This window comes from Comamonas sp. A23 (assembly GCF_004522605.1).
Classification (GTDB): Bacteria; Pseudomonadota; Gammaproteobacteria; order Burkholderiales; family Burkholderiaceae_C; genus Comamonas; species Comamonas thiooxydans.
Window position 1 is genome coordinate 283,059 of the sequence record NZ_RSDT01000006.1, and the last position, 20,428, is coordinate 303,486.

31 protein-coding genes are annotated in these 20,428 nt (G+C 61.6%); all 31 read right to left on the reverse strand.

Translation table 11 applies throughout. The annotated features are described in order from the left end of the window. Positions 1-30: 30 nt before the first annotated feature. Positions 31-2,361 carry a hypothetical protein gene (locus EIC84_RS15830; protein ID WP_003061214.1) on the reverse strand — a complete coding sequence of 777 codons (2,331 nt, stop codon included), beginning with the start codon at positions 2,359-2,361 and terminating at the stop codon, positions 31-33. Further along, positions 2,346-2,720, reverse strand: a complete 375-nt coding sequence (locus EIC84_RS15835) for a hypothetical protein (RefSeq protein WP_134737329.1) — start codon at positions 2,718-2,720, stop codon at positions 2,346-2,348. The genes EIC84_RS15830 and EIC84_RS15835 overlap by 16 nt, the downstream gene beginning before the upstream one ends. A gap of 26 nt (positions 2,721-2,746) precedes the next feature. After that, positions 2,747-3,328, reverse strand: coding sequence for a hypothetical protein (locus EIC84_RS15840; RefSeq protein WP_003061210.1), 582 nt, complete (start codon positions 3,326-3,328; stop codon positions 2,747-2,749). Then, positions 3,315-4,289 (reverse strand): hypothetical protein, encoded by a 975-nt coding sequence (locus EIC84_RS15845; protein ID WP_050788920.1) that lies wholly within the window; start codon positions 4,287-4,289, stop codon positions 3,315-3,317. The genes EIC84_RS15840 and EIC84_RS15845 overlap by 14 nt, the downstream gene beginning before the upstream one ends. Before the next feature lie 149 nt (positions 4,290-4,438). Then, entirely contained in the window at positions 4,439-7,384 is a 2,946-nt protein-coding gene (locus EIC84_RS15850; RefSeq protein ID WP_003061205.1) for a phage tail tape measure protein, read from the reverse strand. Then, positions 7,381-7,692 (reverse strand): DUF1799 domain-containing protein, encoded by a 312-nt coding sequence (locus tag EIC84_RS15855; RefSeq protein ID WP_003061203.1) that lies wholly within the window; start codon positions 7,690-7,692, stop codon positions 7,381-7,383. The genes EIC84_RS15850 and EIC84_RS15855 overlap by 4 nt, the downstream gene beginning before the upstream one ends. An 8-nt stretch (positions 7,693-7,700) precedes the next feature. Further along, the gene (locus EIC84_RS15860) at positions 7,701-8,096 is read right to left on the reverse strand and encodes a phage tail assembly chaperone (protein WP_003061201.1); all 396 of its coding nucleotides are present in this window, start codon (positions 8,094-8,096) and stop codon (positions 7,701-7,703) included. Positions 8,097-8,098: 2 nt separating this feature from the next. Continuing rightward, complete coding sequence (locus EIC84_RS15865; protein ID WP_003061198.1) at positions 8,099-8,752, reverse strand: phage tail tube protein; 654 nt, start codon at positions 8,750-8,752, stop codon at positions 8,099-8,101. 100 nt (positions 8,753-8,852) lie between these two features. Then, positions 8,853-9,110 (reverse strand): hypothetical protein, encoded by a 258-nt coding sequence (locus tag EIC84_RS15870; RefSeq protein ID WP_034361146.1) that lies wholly within the window; start codon positions 9,108-9,110, stop codon positions 8,853-8,855. A 25-nt stretch (positions 9,111-9,135) separates the two neighbouring features. Beyond that, the gene (locus tag EIC84_RS15875; RefSeq protein WP_003061196.1) at positions 9,136-9,492 is read right to left on the reverse strand and encodes a DUF3168 domain-containing protein; all 357 of its coding nucleotides are present in this window, start codon (positions 9,490-9,492) and stop codon (positions 9,136-9,138) included. Beyond that, positions 9,492-10,040 (reverse strand): HK97 gp10 family phage protein, encoded by a 549-nt coding sequence (locus EIC84_RS15880; protein WP_034361143.1) that lies wholly within the window; start codon positions 10,038-10,040, stop codon positions 9,492-9,494. Before EIC84_RS15880 ends, EIC84_RS15875 begins: the two co-directional genes overlap by 1 nt. After that, complete coding sequence (locus EIC84_RS15885; protein WP_003061192.1) at positions 10,033-10,356, reverse strand: phage head closure protein; 324 nt, start codon at positions 10,354-10,356, stop codon at positions 10,033-10,035. Before EIC84_RS15885 ends, EIC84_RS15880 begins: the two co-directional genes overlap by 8 nt. Further along, positions 10,353-10,805, reverse strand: a complete 453-nt coding sequence (locus EIC84_RS15890; RefSeq protein ID WP_003061190.1) for a head-tail connector protein — start codon at positions 10,803-10,805, stop codon at positions 10,353-10,355. Before EIC84_RS15890 ends, EIC84_RS15885 begins: the two co-directional genes overlap by 4 nt. Further along, positions 10,802-11,095, reverse strand: a complete 294-nt coding sequence (locus tag EIC84_RS15895; RefSeq protein ID WP_003061188.1) for a HeH/LEM domain-containing protein — start codon at positions 11,093-11,095, stop codon at positions 10,802-10,804. Before EIC84_RS15895 ends, EIC84_RS15890 begins: the two co-directional genes overlap by 4 nt. Positions 11,096-11,149: 54 nt before the next feature. Continuing rightward, the gene (locus tag EIC84_RS15900) at positions 11,150-12,544 is read right to left on the reverse strand and encodes a phage major capsid protein (RefSeq protein WP_003061186.1); all 1,395 of its coding nucleotides are present in this window, start codon (positions 12,542-12,544) and stop codon (positions 11,150-11,152) included. A gap of 12 nt (positions 12,545-12,556) precedes the next feature. Then, the gene (locus EIC84_RS15905; protein ID WP_003061184.1) at positions 12,557-13,255 is read right to left on the reverse strand and encodes an HK97 family phage prohead protease; all 699 of its coding nucleotides are present in this window, start codon (positions 13,253-13,255) and stop codon (positions 12,557-12,559) included. Continuing rightward, on the reverse strand, positions 13,227-14,447 hold the full coding sequence (locus tag EIC84_RS15910) for a phage portal protein (protein WP_003061183.1): 1,221 nt from the start codon (positions 14,445-14,447) through the stop codon (positions 13,227-13,229). Before EIC84_RS15910 ends, EIC84_RS15905 begins: the two co-directional genes overlap by 29 nt. Continuing rightward, positions 14,448-14,651 (reverse strand): hypothetical protein, encoded by a 204-nt coding sequence (locus EIC84_RS15915; RefSeq protein ID WP_003061181.1) that lies wholly within the window; start codon positions 14,649-14,651, stop codon positions 14,448-14,450. Beyond that, complete coding sequence (locus EIC84_RS15920) at positions 14,651-16,339, reverse strand: terminase large subunit (RefSeq protein ID WP_003061180.1); 1,689 nt, start codon at positions 16,337-16,339, stop codon at positions 14,651-14,653. The genes EIC84_RS15915 and EIC84_RS15920 overlap by 1 nt, the downstream gene beginning before the upstream one ends. 2 nt (positions 16,340-16,341) lie before the next feature. Beyond that, the gene (locus EIC84_RS26200; protein WP_003061178.1) at positions 16,342-16,752 is read right to left on the reverse strand and encodes a hypothetical protein; all 411 of its coding nucleotides are present in this window, start codon (positions 16,750-16,752) and stop codon (positions 16,342-16,344) included. A gap of 157 nt (positions 16,753-16,909) precedes the next feature. Further along, positions 16,910-17,116: a hypothetical protein gene (locus tag EIC84_RS15930; protein WP_003061176.1), complete on the reverse strand. Its 207-nt coding sequence runs from the start codon at positions 17,114-17,116 to the stop codon at positions 16,910-16,912. Beyond that, entirely contained in the window at positions 17,113-17,271 is a 159-nt protein-coding gene (locus tag EIC84_RS26345) for a hypothetical protein (RefSeq protein ID WP_237704382.1), read from the reverse strand. Before EIC84_RS26345 ends, EIC84_RS15930 begins: the two co-directional genes overlap by 4 nt. 93 nt (positions 17,272-17,364) lie before the next feature. Continuing rightward, positions 17,365-17,697: an HNH endonuclease gene (locus EIC84_RS15940; protein WP_003061173.1), complete on the reverse strand. Its 333-nt coding sequence runs from the start codon at positions 17,695-17,697 to the stop codon at positions 17,365-17,367. Further along, positions 17,697-17,951, reverse strand: coding sequence for a hypothetical protein (locus tag EIC84_RS15945; protein WP_003061171.1), 255 nt, complete (start codon positions 17,949-17,951; stop codon positions 17,697-17,699). The genes EIC84_RS15940 and EIC84_RS15945 overlap by 1 nt, the downstream gene beginning before the upstream one ends. 5 nt (positions 17,952-17,956) lie before the next feature. Next, on the reverse strand, positions 17,957-18,166 hold the full coding sequence (locus tag EIC84_RS15950) for a hypothetical protein (RefSeq protein ID WP_003061169.1): 210 nt from the start codon (positions 18,164-18,166) through the stop codon (positions 17,957-17,959). A gap of 203 nt (positions 18,167-18,369) precedes the next feature. Then, a complete protein-coding gene (locus tag EIC84_RS15955) occupies positions 18,370-18,810 on the reverse strand; it encodes a hypothetical protein (protein ID WP_237704380.1) in 441 nt (146 codons plus the stop codon). A gap of 37 nt (positions 18,811-18,847) precedes the next feature. Further along, the gene (locus EIC84_RS15960) at positions 18,848-19,108 is read right to left on the reverse strand and encodes a hypothetical protein (RefSeq protein WP_003061165.1); all 261 of its coding nucleotides are present in this window, start codon (positions 19,106-19,108) and stop codon (positions 18,848-18,850) included. After that, a complete protein-coding gene (locus tag EIC84_RS15965) occupies positions 19,098-19,343 on the reverse strand; it encodes a DUF3310 domain-containing protein (protein ID WP_003061163.1) in 246 nt (81 codons plus the stop codon). The genes EIC84_RS15960 and EIC84_RS15965 overlap by 11 nt, the downstream gene beginning before the upstream one ends. Continuing rightward, a complete protein-coding gene (locus EIC84_RS15970) occupies positions 19,334-19,579 on the reverse strand; it encodes a hypothetical protein (RefSeq protein ID WP_218894993.1) in 246 nt (81 codons plus the stop codon). Before EIC84_RS15970 ends, EIC84_RS15965 begins: the two co-directional genes overlap by 10 nt. An 8-nt stretch (positions 19,580-19,587) precedes the next feature. After that, positions 19,588-19,980, reverse strand: a complete 393-nt coding sequence (locus tag EIC84_RS15975) for a DUF1064 domain-containing protein (protein WP_237704379.1) — start codon at positions 19,978-19,980, stop codon at positions 19,588-19,590. Further along, on the reverse strand, positions 19,977-20,428 hold a 452-nt coding region (locus tag EIC84_RS26000; protein ID WP_167599006.1), incomplete at its 5' end, for a hypothetical protein. The genes EIC84_RS26000 and EIC84_RS15975, both read right to left, overlap by 4 nt.

Sequence of the window (20,428 nt, forward strand, 5' to 3'; positions counted from 1 at the left end):
TCTAGGGCGGTTGGGTTGGGTTGATGCGGTCTAGGGTGCCGGCGTCGGGGCTGGCGGTGGTGGCGGAGGCGGCGCCACGTAGTCAACGGGCAATCCGGTGATCTGGCTGATCCAGTCCGTGCCATCGCTTACGCAGACGGCAGGCCTGTCTTCCAGGTCCAGCGGAACCAGGATGGCCTTGCGCCGGTTGTCGCCGCCAGCGGGCGGCAGGTTGTCGATCGCGTATGCAGGAAGCCCGACAACGCCCGTAAAAACCGGGTTTTCCTTATTGGCGTAGCCAGAAACGGCATTGCTCACATCGTCGCCAGTGGCAAACGCTGTCTCCGTGACCGTGACGGCGCCGGCCAGCCACTGCCCGGACTGCTGCCCGGTGCTGGCCCGCCAGTCCACCTGCACGACGTAGACGCCCTTCTGCAGCACCGTGATGACTTGGCCCGTGGTATTGCCGGGAGCGCTGGGCATACTGACCCAGGCGCTGCTGTCGGCCGTGCGCACCTGAATCAGCAAGGCGCCACCGTTGGTCACGCGCAGGTCAATGCTGGGATCGACATGCACCCCAATGCGGCCTGGCGCCGGGTTGGTGAGCACAAGCCCTGTGGGCGGGTTGACCTTGTAGGTTGGGTCGGGCTGCACGCCTGGTGCCGGCGGCTGCGTGTTGCTGACACCCGGGTAAAAGCGCGGTTCGTCCTGCTCCAGAGAGAGCTCCACGGCAGCGGAGCCATGGTCATAGGACCGTTTGATCACCCGGAAAGTCGCATTGCTCAATGCCAGCAGTGCGTTGTTGACAATCACCCGATCCCCAACCCGCGCACGCAAGCACGCCAGTGTGCCGCGCCAAACAATCTTCTTGGCCCGGCTCTTTTCCATACTGATGCTGCCCAGCGTTCTGGCACGCCAGCCCTGGTCCGTGAACGGCAAACGGATCTGTCCCCAGACCTCCCCGCCGTCATCTTCTACGTACTGGGCGTTCTGCAGTGGCTCGAAGTCCACCGCCTGATTGAACTGAGCCGGGTCAATGAACTGGCCTTTGACTCCGTTCCAGGCCTCGGACCGACTTGGCGCGGGAACCATGTTGATGGAGCCTGCAGCCTGGTCATCACCTAGCACCAACACGGGCGACACATAGACGCCGGCGTGGACACCCCAGGTTCCGCCCGGGATGGCATAGCCGGCCATGGCGCCACACAGATCTTCGAGCACGTTGTCCGGGTCCGTCCCAGACTGCCAGGCACCATTGCAGGTGTATCGCTTGGCCGTGCTCGTGCCACCAGGGATGGCGACCAGCTCATCGCACGCATTGGCCGCAGCCACCACGCCCTCCACCTGCTCGGGGAACACGCCCTTGCCATAATCCCCGGCGCGCAGAAAGTCATAGATGCAAAGGGCTGGGTTATCGCTCCAGGCTGTGGCGCCGCTGCGCGGGTCCAAGACCTTCTTGCCACGGATGCGCGCAGTGAATTGAGGCAGGCCGCTCTGCAGTTCCTGATTATTCAGATCCAGCGTGATGACGCTGTAGCAGATGCCGCGCAGCCGGTCCGTTGCCGTCCAGGCGCCAGGCAGGCCGGCAGAGTCGGCAATGAGCTGGCCATCCGCACCCTGATCAGCCATCCCCAGGTGATGGCGAGCACGCACATAGCTGGTGGTGGTCTCGCGGCTGTACTGGATGCTGACGGACTGGCCAGCCCACATATCCATGGCGTCGGGATTGAGCTGCACCACCAGGCCGGTCTGGGTGTACTGCGATTCCCAAAGCTGCATCGCCTCGTCGCTGCTGCCCTTGGAAATCGACACCAGGCGCTGGGTATCCGCAGGCAGGTTCAGCGCGCCAGAGAGGCTGAATGCGCCAGTAGCGCCTACCGTGCTGGTGCTGGTGCTCGCCCACTTAGATGCCGTGGCATTGCCACTCCCATCCAGCTGCAACGACTCGCCAGCGATCAACACATCCTCGACGGCATCGCATTCATGCCCGGCCCAGGCGATCACCAGATCCTTGATTTGATCCTTGTCGCCGCGGGTGAACATGGCCACAACGGAGCCGCCCACCGTGGCGCGGCCGTAGATATGGCGCACTTCAGGCGATGCCTCGGCCACCGTAGTGTTGCGGTCGGTCAGACTGGCGTTGTAGGCGTCGCGCTGCCGGCGTGCCTCGCGCTTGGCCTTCTGGCGTTGGTAAAGGCCAGACCCAAGCATGACCCCCACACCAATCCACATTGCGGTCGATGCGGCAATCAGGCCCGCAGTCACCGCCACATTGGCGCCGATCACAGCCACAGCAGCGATGGCCGGCGGCATGGCATTGGCCTGGGTACACAGGCCGGCCAAGGTCAGCGCCGCAGCGATTTGCTTCAGCCTACGCGCCATGCCTGCACTCCGTTTTCCAACCCAAAAAACAAAAGGCCCGAATCGCTCGGGCCCGCCAGTTGATTGCCAAGGCATAGCGCCAAGGCATCAGTTCCATCTCTTCGGTGCAGCACCAAATCGCCGCGCTGCGCGAACAGCGGTCCAATCGGGTCCAGCCCAAGGACATCAACGGCAGCCGCCAGCCCTCCCAGCTGGGCGATGACCCGAACAGCTTCGCCACGGCTGGCCCACTGCCCGCGCAGACTACCGGCCGGATCCACCCCGGTCATGGCCGCAATGCCATCGGCAGCAAACAGCACGCAGTCGTTGGAGCCCCACGCGAATGGAGCGGCAAGGCGCTGCCCGACCAGATCGGACAAACGCTGCTCCCAGTCAGGCAAGCGCCTCATACCTGCTGAAACTTCTTGGTCAACCATGTTTGTGGCCCTCCTGCCAACTCCGCCATGCGGCTGAGCCCGGTATCACCGGGGTATCTCTTGCTTTGCTGTTGATTGGTCAGCCGCTGGCTCATGGCATTGCGGCTGTCCTTGCCGGGCTGCTCGCAACGCATGGTCAGCGCGCCCTTGTCCTCGCCGCCGTCACCCGTGCTCATCTGCACCTGGTCCATCACCCCGACATACAGCAACTGCGGGTCGTCAACCAGCCGGAGCTCGTCATCCATGATTGCCATGTACAACCGGAACAATCGACCGCGATACGTTTTCTCGCTTCCAACGGCCAGAGTCAGGATGGAAGAATCAGGCAATGCCAGAGACACATCGATGGCGGGATACTCGATGTTCTCGGCCTGCTGCACGCCGCTGATGCCCATCACCCCGGGAAGGTACGCCCAGTCATGGTCCAGGGCCTGCAGACTTCCCTCCCATGTACTCAGGCGCATGGCGCCCGTGGTGAACTGCATTTCTGCCAGCAGCGCCACAGCCGTTGCCGGCCGCTGCGCCTGCAGCAGTTGGTTAGGAGTAAGCATTCAGATCTTCCTCAAAGGTAAGCGTCACCCCCTTGACGGCCATGCCTTCCTGGCGAATCTTGGGGCTGACCTTGAGCTTGAACAGGCCTGTGACATTGCGCACCACCACCGGCGCGCCATCGGCAGGACTGCGGCGGATGGGTGGCTCAATCCAGAGCTGAGCCTTGCCGGCTGCGTCTGGCGTTACCGCTTCCAGCAGCATGTGCATGCCATCGCCGTAGCTGATCCAATGCCCAGCACGCAGAGTCAGGCCCGGCGGCCAGTTGCGTGTAGCCAGGGTGGCTCCTGTTTGGCCTGCACCATCGACCTGCACGCCGTACTCATCCCAGACGCTGACCGAATCCGCAGGTACATAGGCCGGTGGCAGGGCGCCCGCCTGCATGGCAAGGATGGGGCGGCGCATCTTGAGATGAATCAACCCATGGGCCGGAAGCAATGCATAGGCCTGGGCCAACACATCACCAGCCTTGCCACCAAAGGTCAGCCAGCACCGCCAGCGCCCGCCTGCTGCTGTCGCCCCGCAGGCATTGACTGGCCCATACTGGCTCACCACTGCGCCGGTCATGGCGTCGAATACCACCCCCAAGGGCTCCGCAACGCCCGCACCTGCAACCGACAGGGCCACATGCGCCGACACCGTGGCCGAAGCCTCCAGCACTGCCACATACGGAACACCAGCCCGTAAAGCAGCCGTGGCGTTCTGAAAATAGTCCGTGGTCTGCCGAACCTCCACCTCTTCGCCAGCAATGGCCACCGGCGCCGGCCCGATGCGGCCCCAGCGTGTCCACTGGCTGGACCATGGGAGCATCTGCACCTCCTTGGCGCCACCGCCCGGCACCACACTCACACGGCCGGTGCGGCGCATATCGCCGATGCGCAGCAGATTGAGACCACCGCGCAGCTGGCGCAATGCAGCCTCAATCTGGGGCAGCATCGACGCCGGCGCATCCGTCAGGTCCATTGAAAAGGCCCACCGAGGTGGGCCAATCAATTTGTCGTAAGACGCGCCGCTGAATGCGCTCACCGAGCCCGTCATGGGCTGCAATAGCTCCCACTCCTGAGAGCCAGGCCGCATTCTCAGCTGCTTTGGCCAGTCAATGATGCGTTGAGTCATACCATGTTCCGAGACATTTTGTAGAGCAGCTCCTGCTGTGCCTGATCGCTGGCCGTCTTCATTCCTTTGAAGACTAAAGCCTCCACCTCGGCCCGATCTGTGCGGCTGTCGATGTAGATCCTGGGCTGAAAGACCATCTGGACATTTGGCTTGCCCCCACCCGCTGCTGCATTGATTGCACGAACACCAAGATTCCCATCCGCCGACCGTGTCAGCGGCATGACGGCCTCAGGCCCAGCTTCGCCAAACACGCCAGCACCCTTCGCGAATGCAAAGAGCTGCGGCGTATCGTGGATCTGGTTGCGGTATGCGCTCAGGCTGAAGCTGTCGTAGACACCCCCCTTCGCATTTGGAACTGCTCCAAAGGCGGCGGCCAAGCCCGCGCTGCTGTAGTCGCCCCAGCCTGCGTTACCAACCTTGGCACCGCCAATCCCAATCGCGCCCAGCAGATTCCCGAACAAGCCAGACATTTGCGCGCGAATCTGTATGCGCAAAAGGTCTGCAATGATCGAATTGGCCAGATTCTTGAAGTCCAGTTTCCCGGTCATCGCGAAGCTGACCAGAGCATCCTCCATGCCCTTGAAGGCATTGGTGAAAGCATCCGCCGTCTGCTGCGCCACATTCGAAGCCTGGTCTGCATAGTTCTGCATTGCAAAGCCTGCGCCGAGCTCCCACCGGGTCTGCAGCTGGTCCAGCTCTGCATAGGTAGCCTCAGCGATGCGGATGCGCTCCTCCTTTTCCGCTTTCAGGTCAGCCAAGCGCTGGTCAATCTGTGCCTGCTGCTCCTTGGAGAGGTTCGCCGTATACATGCGCCGGTCGCGCAAGTTGCGTTCTTCGGCAAGGTAGCTGTCCTTGATGTCCCATATGCTCTCAGCACGCTGGCGATCTTTGGAGCCCATCCAAGCCGAGCTGATGGTGCGCTGCTGCTGCTCCCGCATCTGCTCCATGGCACGCTTGTGCGACTCGGCCAATGCCTCCATTGCCATGCGCTGGCGATCAGTGGCCAGGGTTTCCTCATGGGTCAGAGCCTTGAGCTTTTCTCCAGTCTCCAGCCGCTTGGCAGCCAACTTGGACTCTGTATCCGCAATCTGCTTCTTGACGGCCAGGGCATCGCTGCCCTTGACCTTCTCTTGCTGCAGACGGGAAATCTGCTCCTGCAGGGCGGTTTCCTCAACCTTGTTGGATTCTTCGATCAGGGAGCGCTTTTGGCTGTAGTAGCCCTGGTCATCGATCAGGCCGGACTGGCGCAGGCGCTCCAGATCCTTCTGCTTGCCATCGATGATGCGCACTTCCTCGCGAGCGGCATTCTGGATCTCTGACAGGTCAAGCCGGCGGGATGCAGGCGCTGTGTTACCTCCTTTGCCGCCGCCCTTCTCCTTGAACTGCTCCTCAATACTGGCCTTGGTCTTGGCAATGAGCCCTGGATCAAGCAGCGCGTTATTAGGGTCAGCTGCTTTGATTTTTGCAAGATCGTTGTCATAGGCCTTGAGCGCCTTATCCTTTTGCTCCTGCTTTGTGAGGGCGCGCTCATTGGCTTGACTGACAGCCTGCACGGCTTTGTTGCCTGCCTGCTGAACCTTCTGAGACTCCCCCTCGACCATGGCTTTCGTCGTAGCCTCATTAACCTCCCCCTGCAGCTCGATCATGCGCGCTTGGGCTGCGCTGAGTAGTGCCTCGCTGTTGTTTCGGCCACTGCCGTAGCGCGCGACATAGTCATCATGCTTTTCCTGCAAAGTCGCCACGACTTGCATTTGCCGCTGCAGTTGCTCTTCGACAGTCGTCCCACGACCGATACCGGCCATGGCATCCCAGGCAGCTTTTGCGCCCTTGGCCAAACCTTTCCAGGCCTGCTCCAGCAAACCCACATGCTCCTGCAGCTGGGTCGTGCGACCGATGATGGAGTCCGCATAGGCTTCCTGAGCGACCTTGGCCGCCTCGGCTTCACGCCCCTGCTCTTGAAGGGCCTTGATCTGGCTGAAGACCTCGGCAGTGAGATAGCGGTGCTGCTCCGTCAGCTTCAAGGACGCCTCGACGGGAGACTTGCCCAACTCCTCGAAGTCTTTGACCGTGTTTTTGATAGGCACACCCGCCTGGTCAAAGCGCAAAGCCGCCTCGGCAGCCTTGGAAATGGTCTCGGTCGCCACATTGCCGGTCGCAGCAATCTGCGTCAGCGCCTCAGCCGCGCCGGACTGGGTGAGTCCCTTCTTGGAGCCAAGGCTTTCGGCCATGAGGGCCAGTTGCCCTGCCGTCGTGCCGGCAGCATTGCCCGACAAAATCAGCGCTTTGGAGTATTCACGGGCCTCCTGGCTTCCCTGGTAGAACGCAACAGCAAGCAGGCCCGCAGCACTTCCAAGGACTGTCAGCGGGTTGACCAGGCCAAGGATGTACCCGCCCAAGCCCTTGATCATTTCAGCAGCAGACCCAAACGTGGTGAGCAGCTGAGACCCCTGCTGTAATGCCACGGTCATGGCATTCTGACCGCCTTGCAGGGACACGATAACGTCCTGCAACTGCGCTGGCACGCCTCGCATCGCCGCGTTGCGCTGGCCCTCGCTGATACCGCCGGATTGCCGCAGAGCCTTCTGCGCGGCCTCGGCCTGGCGCAATTGGTCGATGTAGGGCTTGAGCACATCGCCAGAGATACCACGCTGCTTGGCCAACATGTCGTAGTAGTCAGAACCAGCTTTGCCCCCAGACTGCAAAGCGACGGTCGCTCGCTGGATGCTGCCGACCATGTTCTTTTCAGCCCGAGACATGGCCGCTGCAGACTGCTGGGATTGGGTCTCCAGGGGCTTAAGGCCCTGAGCGGCCTTTTGGCCCGCCGCCTCAATGCCTGCAGCCATTTCCTTGGCCGCGGCCACGGCATCAACACCACCTTCGCGCACGCCAGTGGCGTCCAGCGAGGCTTCAATCTGGACTTTGCGGCGGTCGGTATCGCTCATTTTTCAGCCTCGGCATAGATTTCTTGAAGTGCGGCACCCTCCATGATCCGAACCTCGGCGCGCAGCCGGTCGTGGTCTTCATGGGGGATTTCGCGCGCGCGCAGTTCGTCGGACAGAACGCCATAGTCCAGCCCGACCACCCCGCCGGCGCCGACGCGCCACTGCGTCTGCAGAGCCTCGAACAGGCTCCAGGCGATCCAGTTCTCAGGCCATACCTCGACCTTGAACATGTCGGCGTACTGGCTTACAGGCAGCCCCCAGCCCTTGAGGTACTGGGCATCTGGGAGCTGCGTGTACCGTGCGCGCACTGCCGCGATCAGTTTCCCAGGCGGCCCTCGATGCAGATCTGCCGATAGGCATCCATCACCGCTTGCACGGCTGCAGGAATCTCACGCGCCAATTGGATGCAGTTGTCCAGGTTCAAGGGAATGTCAAGCCCCCAGTCCTCCAGACAGCTCAAAACATACTGGCCGTTAATTTGCACTGCTCCGCGCTGCAATTGCTTGGAGGCATTGGCAGCAGTCCCATCAAAGTGCGGGACCTGGACCCCGTGGAGACTGTCCAGGAACTCACCAAACTCCACGCGGTCGCGGTAACGGAATGTCACGGGGAGCAGCCCCTCCGTCCCATCCAGCATAGGAATCTTGAGCGAGTGAACGATGCCCTTGGGCCGCTGACCCAGCACGATCTGGCGTGCAATCTGCTCGGTCATAGTCAAGCAGCCTTAGGCAGGTTAGTCGGATCACCACGCAGCAGCACCGTGGACTTGGTGGTCATCTCGGCTCCCTTTTCGGTGCTGGGCACGTCGTCATAGGTCAACTCGCCCACGTAGTAGCTGGCGGAGCCGTCCTTGAAGTCCAGACGGTGCACAGACTCCATGCCGTCCGAAGCCTTCAGCGCAGCGCGGGCCGCGCCATCCTGTTTCCAGCTGTTGGTGTATTCCAGGCGGCGCGCATTGCGACCCGTACTGAACTCCTGATCTGTAGGGACGTCCAGGTACGAGCTGCTGCCCGTCTTGATGTCGCCGCCGGTCAGACCAAAAGTCGGCACATACGGCAGGCGCTGCCATTCGTTGGCAACCAGCGGAATCAGCGCTACGGATCCACCAGGGGGAAATTTCTCGAGGTCAAGCGTGTCGACGCCCTCCAGAGTGACGTTATCGGCCGTCACAGCCTTGGCGCGAGCCACACGGCCTTCCAGCTCGGGGTAGTCATCGCTGGTGATGACCACCACAGCGTTGACCGCCAAGGTGTTGGCCACAGTCACCACCGCATGTGCGGCATTGGACATTTCGCCGGCGGCCAAGGCCGTCAGCGCTGCGGTGTACAGATAGAGTTTTGCCCCGTCGGGCAGAGGAACTTTGCGCATGGTTGTGCCCCTTTCAGGCAAAGAAAAACCCGCCAGGATTGCCCTTGGCGGGTTGCAAGCCCTTTCGGGCAAAAGAAAAGCCACCCGGAGGTGGCTTTTCTTATTTAGGAACTACGCGAGTTTCGTATCCAATACTTTTGAGGCACTTGGTTGTTTCGTCATTAATCCAAACCTCAACAAACATATTACCTGCAAGACCATTTGCCATTGCGGACTGCATTCCCATCTGCCGACACGTCATTCGATCACGCTGGAATTGCTCCTGAGTCGCTCCCGGCTTTTCGAACATGATTTGATTTGTGGCGCAGCCTGTTAGGGCAATAGCGACAACAGCTAACAATGCTTTCAAGAGTTTCATTTTAATTGATTAGTAACAAAACGATTCAATTATAAGTATTGTGATAGTTCACCTCAAAATCCCGATCGGCCACAAAGAGGTTCATATCGTGATCGAAGTCATCGCGGAAGTTTCCGACCGGGCGAATGGTCAGGTCTGGATGCTGACGAAGCGCGCTCACCAGCAGAGGCATCAGCCGCTTCGGCTCAAGGACGTCTTGGCTGAAGATGCGAATCTGCACATCGGCGCCATCAAGCTGGGAATCTTCGTTGTCCAGGTATTCGCTGGTATCGCCGCCGATGCGCTGCCAGATCACGTAAGGCGTTTGCGCATTGGCCGGAGCCACGGTGCCGAAGCAGTTCGGAATCACGGCCGCAATGGCTGCATGCAGAGCTTCATCCATCACTTCACCTTTTCCAAAGCCTGCCAAAGCACATCAGCCGAGGCAAGCACCGCAGCGCCAGCGGCGCGCTGAGCCCCTCGCATAAAAGCCTTTCCCGGCACATAGATTGGCCCGTCTGGGCGCAGTACGTAATACGCATCCTTCTCTGCCTGACTGGCGCGCCGTCGAGGCTTTTTCTGCCCTTGCTTCTCAGGCCTCACTGCATTGCGCGGCCCCTTCTTCGTGTTCACCACCACATAGCGCTGCCAGTGGCCATATTCCACCAACCCGCCATGCGGGGCCTTGGTGTGGTTCCAGCTGACGTGATAGGTGGCAAGGCCAATCCCGCTGTTGTCTTTCGAGTAGACCTGATAGATGGCTTCAGCCAGCTTTCCAGATACCCGCTTGATGCGAGAGACATTGTCCTTTGCGGTGTCATAGAACACCTGTGCAGCCGCTTGCGCTGCAGGGCGTGCAGCCTCTTCTGCAGCATCCCCCAAGTCATCAAACAGGGATTCCAGCCCCGAAAGATCAACGGGGGCAACTATCGAGTTCTCGCCCCTAGCCATTGGTCACCTCGCAGACCAGATCTACAAATTCGCGGTGCTGGTGATCGGGCATGACGGCCTTGATGTCGTATTCGACACCATCACACAAAGCTCGCATCTCGGCAGTGATGCCCGAGCGCTTGCGGATGCGGATACTGGCCTGCGCCTTGCTGGCGACCTGTCCTGATCGGATCGACTCGCTCCCAGACGCAAAGCGGATGTTGGCCCAGATGGGCCCAGGCAGCGCATCCTCCCAGGTGGTGGACGGCTGACCCAAGCCACCACCGGGCAAACGGCGCTGGATGCGGATGCGGTCTCGAAGCGTGCCGGCTTTCATCCATATGCCCTCAGTGGATCGAGAAGCAACTGGGCCACGGGCGGCGGCTCCAGCGTCTCGCGGTTTTCGTAGAGCGCACCCAAAGTGAGAAGCACCCCAGAGGTGAACAGGTCATCCAGAACGCGTCCGCGGCGCGTGCGCTTTGCCTCGCCCTGGGCATCGTCATAGTTTTCCTGAGCGGCGGCAATGGCCGCATGCCGCTCGAGCGCGTTCGGCAAGCCCATGGCCTGCTCCAGCGCGTCCTCGTAGGCGCTTGTTGCCGCCGATAACGCATCCGGCACCGCCGCCACCGCTGCAGCCAATGCCTGAGCATCGGCATACACGTTGCGACGGATCCAGGCCATAGCCAGGCGCTCGGCCGCCATGAGCTGCCCTGTGATCAGGGCATCCTCATCATCCCCATCAACGCGCAGGTGCTGCTTGGCACGCTCGATGGCAATCAGGCTCATTGCTGCTCGCTACCTTGAGCGTCCAGCAGTGCAGCGAGCTCGTCCTTTTTGGCGCCCTCGGGGATTTCGATGCCAAGGGCAACTAGCGCCGCCTTGAGTTCATCGACCTTCAGGCCCGCCGAAGGCTTGCCCTGCGGCGCGCTTCCGTCGTCTTCTGCGGCCCACCCCTCTTCCACGGACACGCGGATCAGGTCCTCGTCTTTCGTCTCGATGATGCTGCCGGCCTCGAAACGCTCGACCCGCACACCACGGTGCGCCCAGTCGAACGCCTTGATCACTTTCAGTTGCATGATGCTCTCCAATGAAAAGAGCCCCGTGCGGGGCTCTTGTTGCCATTCACAGAATCAGGCCGAGATCTTCAGCAGCTTGATAGCCTGGGTGTTGCGCAGCTTGCCGCCCACGCGCTTGCGCACGTAGAACTTGACGAAGCCGGGGGTGGTGATCTCGTCGCGGGTGATGCGCATGCCCACTCGGTCGGCGATCAGGTAGCCCTCCTTGAAGTCGCCGAAGGCCAGGGGGAAAGCGTTGGCGGCGACGCCCGGCATGTCCTCCGCTTCGGTAATGCCGTAGCCCAGGAAAGTCGCAGGCTGGCCCGCCTGCAGGGATGGCTGCCAGAGGTACTGACCCTGGGCGTCCTTGTACTTGCGCAGCACTGCCTGCACCAGGCGGTTTGTCACCCACTTGGCATTCGTGCGGTAGCGGGCGCGCAGCGCATAGACCAAATCCAGGAACACGTCGGGGCTCGTGGGCATCGCGGCGGCCTGACCGGAGGCAATGAACTGCAGCGTGCCGAAGGCGCGGGCTGCGTCTGCCGTGACCACTGGGGTGGGCCCCGCCAGGAAGCCAGTGGGTTTCTTGGTGCCGTTGCCCAGCACGAAGGCTGCACCCTCGCCCTGGGCGATGGCTTCAGAAGCACTGGAGATCAGCCAGTCTTCGACGTTGAAGAACATGTCGTCCAGCGACTCCTCCGATGCCTGAGGCTTGGCCGAGGCCATGCCAAAGGTGGGAGTCACCTCGGCCAGGTTAGGGGTGTCGGTCTGGTTGCGGGTATCGGTCTCGCCCACCCACTCGAAGCCCGCACCTCCCACGTCGAACAGCTCCTTGTAGTCGGTGCTGCCCACAGTGCGGACGGTGGCAAGTTGGCGGATAGGGCTGATTTCCAGGCCCAGGCGTGCGATTTGGCGCTCGATGATCTCGGGCACCGCGAAGCCACCAGCCGAGCCGGTGGTAGTGGTCGTTTGCGTGGCTCGGGTTTCCCAGCCGTCGTCATCATTGCCCTCGACGCGCAGCGACTTTTTCAGCTCGCGGGCACGCTGCTGCAGGGCGGTGCGGCGCTCCGGGTCGCCGGGGTTGCGCATCCAGCCCATGAAGGCATTGCGGTATTCGGCTGCTTCCTTGCTCTCGCCTTCCTGGCGGGCCGGGTCCATAGCGCCGGGGCGGGACAGCTTGGTCTCCATTTTCTCAAGCTTGGACTTGACCTCGCCCAGGGCCTCGATGTGGCCATCGATCTGCGAGAGCTTGGCGTCCAGTTCGGCCGTCCCTTTGCCGGTCTTGATGGCTTCGATGCGGGCATCGTTGGCCTTCTTGTATTCCTCGAAGGCCGTGGCGATCTTGTCCAGAGCGTCAGAGACGGTCTTGATGGTGGGATCGTCATGGCGTTCGTACACGCCCAGGGCGCCGGCCTTGGCCTGAAAGGCCGCCATGTGGATGGCCATCAGGGCCAGAACAGTTTTCTTCATGATGTGCTTTCTTCAGGATTGGAGGGAAGCGAGCAGCCGGTCGGCCGAACGCATTGCCGCAGCGGTCGAATCGGCGGACTCTCTCCGCGCTTCTCCCATCCGCATGACGCGCGACACAAAGGCCGTCGCATCAGATTTGCTGAAACCTGCATCACGCAGGAGCCGCTCAGCATCTTTCGGGGCAGCCAGGTCATCGGCCGCCTTCACATTCGTCACCCGCGCCTTGCCGTTGGCAGGGAATGTCACCAGCGACACCTCCCACAAGTCGACCTCGGTCAGGGTGCGAACGTCGGTATCTCGGTCATAGGCCCACTGCTTGGATACGAACCCGATGGAAAGCCCATTGAGCGCGCCCATCTTGAGCAGTGCATGAGCTTCTTTCCCCAAGGTGGTTTCCAGCGCCAGCTGACCCTTGATGCGCAGACCCTTGCTGTCTTCGACCATCTCGGTCCAGATACCGATTGGCTTGGCGCCGTCGTGCTGCCAGAGCATGGCCGGCATGGTGCCCGCCGCTTTGTGCGCCTTCAGGCTGTCGACAAAGGCACCCACTGCGATCACATCGTCGTAGGAGTCGCGCTCCCCGAAGACAGAGCCGTAGCCTTCGACAGAACCGTCGTCGCCCGTGGCCTTGATCTGTAGCGCATAAGAGCGCACCTCCCGGCCGCCTGGCCCTTCCTTGCGCTCAAGGCGTTGGTTTGTCTTGTTCTTCATCGTCGCTCCCTTGCTTGCCGGTACTCATGTTGAGCGGCGTCAGCGGTTCATCGAGGCCCGGCAGGGGGTCCTTGCCATCCTCGTCGCGGATCTCGTTGCGTGTCCAGATTCCGGTCTCGGCCATGGTCCGAGCCCACAGTGCGCGGTCTTTCAAGGAGCCGGCCACCATGTAACGGGTGTCGAAATCAACAAACAGCGGGCCGGAGCCATCGAGCAGCGTTTCGTCCAGACGGTCGCGCCAGGCCTTGTGCCATGGCGCCAGCGTGTGGATTCGATGCGCCGCAAAAAAGGCCTCGGAGCTGGCGAACGTGCTGGTCTTGTCGGAGTGCCCGACCATGATGGGGAACACCCCGTAGCCCCGGCAAATCTCCTCAACCTGCAGGCGCCGCGTTTCGACGTGCTGGGCGTCAACGCCACTCACCGAGGTACTCAGCCATTTGGCGTCGCGGTCCAGCACCAGAGGAGTGCCGGCATTCTCGGCCCCCCCCTGGTCCTTCACCCACTTGCTGAGCCGCGTGTGCTGCTCTTCGGTCAGGCTTCCGGTCACGGTGTAGGTGCCACTGGGACGTAATCCGTTGGCATGCATGGACGATTGACTGCGCTCGGTGGCAATGGCCAGACCGATGGCAGAGCGCGCCAGCGTCACGGCGTTGATGCTCTTTGCCCAGTCCCACTGCAGGCCGTTGAGCACGAAGACTTCGTCCGCCGAAAAGTCGCCGATCATCCCGAACTCATCCCAGCAGCGATAGCGCAGCTCGTAACGGCTGACCTTGCGCACGTCCCATTGCCCCGGCTGCACGGGAATCAGCTCCCGCACGCGCCCGTTGTCGCCCCGCACCTTGATGGACAGCCCGGCGCCGGTCAGGGCTGCATGCACCGTCATCATCCGGCGCCACTCGAAAGAGGTCTGCCACTCATTGGGACGGCGCGTCAGGAGCCGGTACTCAGGGATGTTGAGCGCCTTCTCGCTGGTGCCGTCCTTCTTTTCGCGATAGACGTGCAGATCCGGCGTGGCGCAGCCGTCAGCCAGCACCTTGACGCAAGCTAGCACGGTAGAGACCTGCAGGGCGGTCTTTTCTGTCACGGTCACGCCCGCCACGCGGCTCGCACCCGCGCCGTCAATCAGGTTGGCGATCTGGTCATAGGTCAGTTCTTTGGCCCGGCGCTCCAGACCCTTACCGAAGAAAGACATTTACTGACCTCCCCGGATCAAAAGCACGCCGCCAGAGATCGAAAGCAATCCGCCAACGATGAACCCAGAGGGTGGATAGATCATCCAGGCGCCCCAGGAAATGGCCGCTGCGCCGCCGACAAGCAGCGAATCCGGGGCAATGCGCACCAATGCCGCGCGCACCGCAGCAGCGCCGCGCTGCAGCGTTTCAAGGTATTGGTTCATCACTTGTCCCAGAAAGAGCGGCCGCCGGCCGCTTGTGGATTGGTAGCCATCAAGGTGACGGCATTAAGAGAAGCCATGAGCGGATCGATCTTTGCCGTACCGCTGGCCTGCTTGGTGATCAAAGAGGCATTACCTGCCGGAACGACCTTGGCATTACCGACGCACCATGTCATGAGTGGCTGTCCGGCATGGACCAGGCTTCCGTCCTGCAGGCCGCGCTCTGCGACAGCCATGGCGCCGGTGAGCCTCCATCCCTGTGAAATGCCAATGATCAAGTCCTCGGGAATGCCTGCATCCACAAGCGCTTGGAAAACCACCTTGTGCGTGCGCTCCGGGTCCAGGCCGATCCTGGCCAGCAGCCCGGAGTCAAAGACCAGCTTGCACAGCTCAGCAAGTTCATCCAGATCCTGATTGGGCCGATCCACGACGACCAGATCGCCGTCTTTCTCGAAATCCCGATATTTCGCCTCTTCAGACTTTCGGCGCTCGATCCCTATGGGGTGAATCCAAGCCCGGTTCCACAGAACGCAGTTCTGCGTTCCCTGCAACCTTCCCTCCACCGCAAACCCCAGCAAGTCGTCCAGGCCACCGCCGTCGATGCCCACCGTGACCACCTCGCACTCGGTCAGGATGAAGTCCAGAGTTACCCGGTTGTCGCCGCGCTTCTCCCAGAAGTCGGCGCCGGTCCAGCGGTTGGCCCGCAGGTTCAGGCCGATCTGAATATTCAGGTGCTTGGCCAGGAAGCGCTGGAAGCCGCCGTCCTGCTCAGGAGAGCGCTTTTGCATCTCGTCGGTGAGCCACTCCTTGCTGACCGAGCGGCCCAGGTTCGGATTGGTGATGTAGAAATTCTCCGGATCCAGATAGGCCTTGGACTTGATCATTTCAGCCGGGAACTCATACAGGATGCCCAACGTCTTGAGGCTAACCACCTTGCCGTCGCGCACATCGCGCCAGTAATCCAGCTTGGCCTTGAACACACCCTCAGGCGCTTCATCCGACTGCGTGGTCAAGAAGATGACCCAGCCTTCATCACGCGACACCTGGCCGCCGAGCGCCTCCTGGAACATGGCATCCGCATTGGCGCGCTTGCCAAACAGCCAGAGCTCGTCCACCAGGATCTTTCCCGACTTCTTGCCGGAGACCGTATCCGTGTCGGCAGCCACCACCTTCAGGCTGTTGCGGCTCACCCGGTGGGTGATGGTGCGAATATGGTCCTGAATGTGGAACAGTGCAGACAGTTCCTCGTCCGCACGCACCATGCTGGCCGCCGGCTTGAATGAGTTGTCGGCAACTTCCTTGGTCGGCGCCAAGATCAGGTGCTCCTCATCCTCGCGCCAGCACAGGATCAGCGCCGTGAGCATGATGCCCGCGGCGATGGTCGACTTCGTGTTCTTCTTGCTAATCAGCAGACCGTATTCACGGATCAGCTGCTTGCCGGTGTCGGCGTCGTAGGCGCCAAAGATGACGCGCACAAAATCGAAGACCCACTCTTCGGAGCACTCCCCGAATGTCGGGGAACGGTATTCATCGAGCTCCGCATCCCAGACCTTTGGCAAGTCGACGACCTTCAGCTCCTTGAAGATGGCCAAGGCCTGCTCGGCCTGGTCCAGGAAGATCGGCGGCGGAATGATGGACTTCCGCTGCACCAACCGCTCCTCCCAGTCGATGCAAGCGGTGCTCCATTCCATATCTATACCTTCTGTCCGTTAGCGGCCACCAACTTTGGAGGCGCGGCCGGCGCAAACCGGCTGGCGATCTTTTTCGCCGCAGCGTTTTTCTCTTCCTTCTTGCCAGCCTCTCCCTTCTTGGGGTGGCAGTACGGCGCGGCCAGCGTGGCCGCCTGCATCCGGCGACCGCGCTCCTCGGTGTGATCGCGCATCACCTCAAGCAGGTAATCAAGCGGCATAAGGTCGCTCAGATCCGGCGGCGGCTCAGGTTCAGCAGGCGGCTGCTTGCCGAAGGGCCACTTCGGATCGTCCTTGTAGCCGTTGGCATCTACCGCGGGCGGTGCAGTCTTAGCGGCCGGCTTCTTGGGCGGCTTGACCGCCTCGGGCTGTTTCTTTGGGCGGCCAGCCCCGGGCCGCGCGCCACCTCTTGGCATAAGCGGCTCCTTTGAATTCTTTGATTTCTTTGAATTCCACCCCCGGATTTATTCATACAGGGGGAAATTTTCTGCGCGTGCGGAACAGGGCGGTCTAGAGGCCGAGAGGCCCCAGACTTTGACCTCCCCCACCCCTTGGGGATGCCATCAAGCCGCGTCAAGAAGCCGCTGGCGCTGCGATCTCAGCCCAGGGGTTCTCGCCAGTCACCTCGATGAACGCAGCCTTGATGGCCTTCACCTTCAACGGCAGCGAAGCTCGAAGCACTTGCACATGCATCGCGTCTGGTATGGGCATGCCGAGCGCAGCACAGAGTGAGTCGATCTCATCAATTAGCACGCCGAGCTTTTCCTGAGCGTCGTTCATTGTTGCGCCTCGACCATCAGCGCCACAGGCGGCATGGTGCTCCCAGCCACCCACAGCATGATCGGCTGGCCTGCCTTGATGGCCTCAACCTCAGCAGGCGTAGGCGCCCAGAACGAGACCACTGCGGGCACACCATCCCAATCGGTACGTGTCACAGGCAGCGCATTGCAAGGCAACGTCTTCTGATCCCATCCAGCTGGCGCGCCAAGCACGGCATTGTTTGATGGGTGCTGCATCCGGTCCATGGGTCACATCCTTTGCTCTTCGCGCTGCTTGTCGCGGGAATGATGGGTAGCACAAAGGCTTTGCCAGTTGCTGCGCCGCCAGAACAGTGACTGATCACCTCGATGCGGGACGATGTGGTCAACGACCGCGGCCGCTGTCACCTGGTCGTCAGCCTTGCACCTCACACAGAGTGGATGCTCACGCAGGTACTGAGCCCGGGCCTGCTGCCACTTGTAGCCATAGCCGCGCTGTGCGGCTGTCTGGTCACTGGTGCGCCAGCTGCCGGCATGGATGGTCTGTACACGCCTGGTGTCCAGCATTGGCACACTGCTCTTGAGGGTCTGCAGCTTTGCCATTACGCAGCCTCAGCTGTCTGCCGACCGTAGCAGTGGAACAGGCAGGGCATGCGCTCCATCCCCTGGATGGCATAGACAGAACGGAAACGAATGCGCCGACCTGCTACGCGCCCCTGGGCATCAAGGCGCATCGGGTTGTCATGAACCTTGATCCAGCCGCCTGAGGTGCTGACCTCGGACACGCGCGAGAAGCGCTCGCCGGTGTCCACATCGACCACGACCGCGCCGCGCGCGTTCTTTGCTGTGTAAAGCATGGCTATCACCCTATTCCGATCTGGCCGCCGCCTGGTTGCTCGATGGTCTTACGGGCTTCCAGCGCCAGCACTTCCATACCGTGCATGCAAGCGAGGACTGCCAGATCGCGGCAGGAGCAGTTATCGCCCTCAAAGCCTTCGACCAGAACATGGCCGCCCTCGATCACGATACGGCCCACCTTAGTCAGCCGTGAATGAGTTGCATCAAGGGACATGTGAGCCTTCCAAATGGGTGCTGCCACCGAGTGATCCGCCCCTACTGCAATGTGCGTGATCGTCGGGCGTGCTCGGTGGCAGCGAACCGGGAATAAAAAAGCCGCCGAGGCGAACCAGGGCGGCAGCAACCAGCTTTCGGCTGGCAGGAGACAAACGAAAAAGCCCCAGCGGCTAAGGCTTGGGGCTTTGGTCACGCCGCTGGCTACCGTAAGGCAACCAGGGCACACGACTCAGTGTCGCGGAGAATTGGCGCGATTGTGGCATCCTTTGTCAAGTAGCGCAAGCGGTAGATGCTCCAGAAGTGGCGCAGGCCTTGAATCCGGCTGCCGTCCCATACATCGCGCTTGAGACGCAGGCGGCGGCGCGCGGCCATGGGATGCTCTTGCTGCGGCACGTAGATCGCAAACAGCACACGGCGAAACTGCATCGGCACGGACTGCAGCGCCAGTTGGACATGTCGCGCGCTCCAGTCCGGCATGAGGGGAACAAGAGGCTGGTCATCGCTGCGGGCCTGGGGTGGAGGCCGGTACTTCCCCTCCGCGCTTGCGCAGCGCTGCTTCTTGTACCGATCCTGAGCCCATCGCCCGTACCTCTCCAGCAGCTCCTCGGCCTGCTGCAAATCCTGGGGCACATTCAAATTCAAGTCTCTACGCATCAGCCCCTCTCTTTCGTTGATTACTTCAATTGCCTAGCAAGCGCCGCACAGTCACGTTCAGTGCGTCTAGCTCGCTCATCTTTTTGATTGCCCACATCCGACGCTGACCGTGCCAGCCCATCAACGGCCCGCGGTGGCAGCTCTCGCACAAGGCCACGACCGTGTATTGCTGGCGCTGCTCGATGTGGTGCGCCTCGCTGGGCCCGGGCTGATCGCAGACACTGCAGGGTAGATCCTTGACCGCAGCTAGGTGGGCGCGCTCTTTGTCGTTCAGCCTATTGAGCATGGCCGCCCTCCTCGGGCTTCTCGCCGTACTGGAGTTCCAGCGCCAGCTGTGCGTAATGGATCACCTTGCGCAGATCCTCGGCACCGTTCTTGGCCTTGTGCCGGGTCGCGTACTTGACGATGTTTCCCTGGAAAAAGTCCAGTCCATTGGCATGGATGAACTCGATCGGCTGGATCTTGCAGTCCTTGTAGTGGCTGCCGCCAGCCTGGCTGTCGAGTGCGCTTTTCACCACCATGCCCGCCCCCTGTCCTCTACCGCCACCAAACTGCCGTAGTCGTCGACCACGCAAACCATGCTGCTGCCCACCTGCACCCGGTTGCAGCAGCGGTTTTCCATCCAGTGCTCGATCAGGTAGCGGCCGTCGCTCAGGCGCTCATAGGTCGGCCACACCAGCCGCGTGATGCGCGAGGTGCTCGGCGGCTTGCGCTGGCCAGCCAGCGGCACGACCTTGCCAAAGAATGCGGGGTTCAATGCCTGCGTCACTTGACCACCCGTACTTCCCGGCCCAGCAGTGCCTTCATCAGATGGCGCTTGATCTTGAATTCAGGGGTCTCCACGCCCTTCACATCCTCGATCACCTCAATGCCCTTCTCCTGGTACACGAAGTCAGCTATGTAGCGGATGGCGGGCCGGGCGCGCGCAGCGCCAGCAAACTTGACCGAAGGGACCATCTCGAACACCACCTGGCGGCGCAGATCGCTGATGTGGCCGCCGCGCTGCAGCATCTGCAGGTGCGACCAACGGTGGAGCTCAGCCAAGCTATCGAACTTGGTGCCGTCGCCCGCCACGATCTTCTTGTTGCCGTACTTGGAGCCAGACGCATTCGGAACCAGCTTCAGCATGCGCCCTGTCAACCTCATCGATTTGCTCATGCAGCCTCTCCGTGCTGTTGCTTCATTCCCAGGGCCTCCATCGCTGCCATGCGGCTGTGGCGCGTGACCGTTTGGTCGCCATGGTTGATGCGCGCGACGATCTTTCGAGCCCAGTCCTTGCTGTCGCCCTTGAGCTCGACCGGCACGTCCAGCAGGCGCTCTACCTTGGGCGCAGGCAGCGCCAGCAAGCCGGCCTCTTCCGCATAGGTCTTGCGAGGCGTAGCCGCTTTGCACAGGGCCTCAAACTGCGGCAAGCTGGGTGGAAACTCAGGGTGGTGGTCAGCAATGCGGTCGGCTGCAGCTTCGATCACCTCCGGCGCATATTTGCGCAGCGCAGCACCCCAGACCTTGAGCGCAGCCAGCATGCCGATGTCTTGCCCGTCATCGTCCAGAGCACCGGAGCCGAACTTGCTCAGGAAAGCGGTGCCGTAGGAGCCCTGCATCAGCA

Coding starts and splice junctions, on each gene's coding strand:
- EIC84_RS15830 (WP_003061214.1), bottom strand. CDS start 2,361: ATGGCGCGTAGGCTGAAGCAAATCGCTGCGGCGCTGACCTTGGCCGGC.
- EIC84_RS15840 (WP_003061210.1), bottom strand. CDS start 3,328: ATGCTTACTCCTAACCAACTGCTGCAGGCGCAGCGGCCGGCAACGGCT.
- EIC84_RS15845 (WP_050788920.1), bottom strand. CDS start 4,289: ATGGACCTGACGGATGCGCCGGCGTCGATGCTGCCCCAGATTGAGGCT.
- EIC84_RS15850 (WP_003061205.1), bottom strand. CDS start 7,384: ATGAGCGATACCGACCGCCGCAAAGTCCAGATTGAAGCCTCGCTGGAC.
- EIC84_RS15860 (WP_003061201.1), bottom strand. CDS start 8,096: ATGACCGAGCAGATTGCACGCCAGATCGTGCTGGGTCAGCGGCCCAAG.
- EIC84_RS15865 (WP_003061198.1), bottom strand. CDS start 8,752: ATGCGCAAAGTTCCTCTGCCCGACGGGGCAAAACTCTATCTGTACACC.
- EIC84_RS15870 (WP_034361146.1), bottom strand. CDS start 9,110: ATGAAACTCTTGAAAGCATTGTTAGCTGTTGTCGCTATTGCCCTAACA.
- EIC84_RS15875 (WP_003061196.1), bottom strand. CDS start 9,492: ATGGATGAAGCTCTGCATGCAGCCATTGCGGCCGTGATTCCGAACTGC.
- EIC84_RS15880 (WP_034361143.1), bottom strand. CDS start 10,040: ATGGCTAGGGGCGAGAACTCGATAGTTGCCCCCGTTGATCTTTCGGGG.
- EIC84_RS15885 (WP_003061192.1), bottom strand. CDS start 10,356: ATGAAAGCCGGCACGCTTCGAGACCGCATCCGCATCCAGCGCCGTTTG.
- EIC84_RS15890 (WP_003061190.1), bottom strand. CDS start 10,805: ATGAGCCTGATTGCCATCGAGCGTGCCAAGCAGCACCTGCGCGTTGAT.
- EIC84_RS15895 (WP_003061188.1), bottom strand. CDS start 11,095: ATGCAACTGAAAGTGATCAAGGCGTTCGACTGGGCGCACCGTGGTGTG.
- EIC84_RS15900 (WP_003061186.1), bottom strand. CDS start 12,544: ATGAAGAAAACTGTTCTGGCCCTGATGGCCATCCACATGGCGGCCTTT.
- EIC84_RS15905 (WP_003061184.1), bottom strand. CDS start 13,255: ATGAAGAACAAGACAAACCAACGCCTTGAGCGCAAGGAAGGGCCAGGC.
- EIC84_RS15910 (WP_003061183.1), bottom strand. CDS start 14,447: ATGTCTTTCTTCGGTAAGGGTCTGGAGCGCCGGGCCAAAGAACTGACC.
- EIC84_RS15915 (WP_003061181.1), bottom strand. CDS start 14,651: ATGAACCAATACCTTGAAACGCTGCAGCGCGGCGCTGCTGCGGTGCGC.
- EIC84_RS15920 (WP_003061180.1), bottom strand. CDS start 16,339: ATGGAATGGAGCACCGCTTGCATCGACTGGGAGGAGCGGTTGGTGCAG.
- EIC84_RS26200 (WP_003061178.1), bottom strand. CDS start 16,752: ATGCCAAGAGGTGGCGCGCGGCCCGGGGCTGGCCGCCCAAAGAAACAG.
- EIC84_RS15930 (WP_003061176.1), bottom strand. CDS start 17,116: ATGAACGACGCTCAGGAAAAGCTCGGCGTGCTAATTGATGAGATCGAC.
- EIC84_RS15940 (WP_003061173.1), bottom strand. CDS start 17,697: ATGGCAAAGCTGCAGACCCTCAAGAGCAGTGTGCCAATGCTGGACACC.
- EIC84_RS15945 (WP_003061171.1), bottom strand. CDS start 17,951: ATGCTTTACACAGCAAAGAACGCGCGCGGCGCGGTCGTGGTCGATGTG.
- EIC84_RS15950 (WP_003061169.1), bottom strand. CDS start 18,166: ATGTCCCTTGATGCAACTCATTCACGGCTGACTAAGGTGGGCCGTATC.
- EIC84_RS15960 (WP_003061165.1), bottom strand. CDS start 19,108: ATGCTCAATAGGCTGAACGACAAAGAGCGCGCCCACCTAGCTGCGGTC.
- EIC84_RS15965 (WP_003061163.1), bottom strand. CDS start 19,343: ATGGTGGTGAAAAGCGCACTCGACAGCCAGGCTGGCGGCAGCCACTAC.
- EIC84_RS15975 (WP_237704379.1), bottom strand. CDS start 19,980: ATGAGCAAATCGATGAGGTTGACAGGGCGCATGCTGAAGCTGGTTCCG.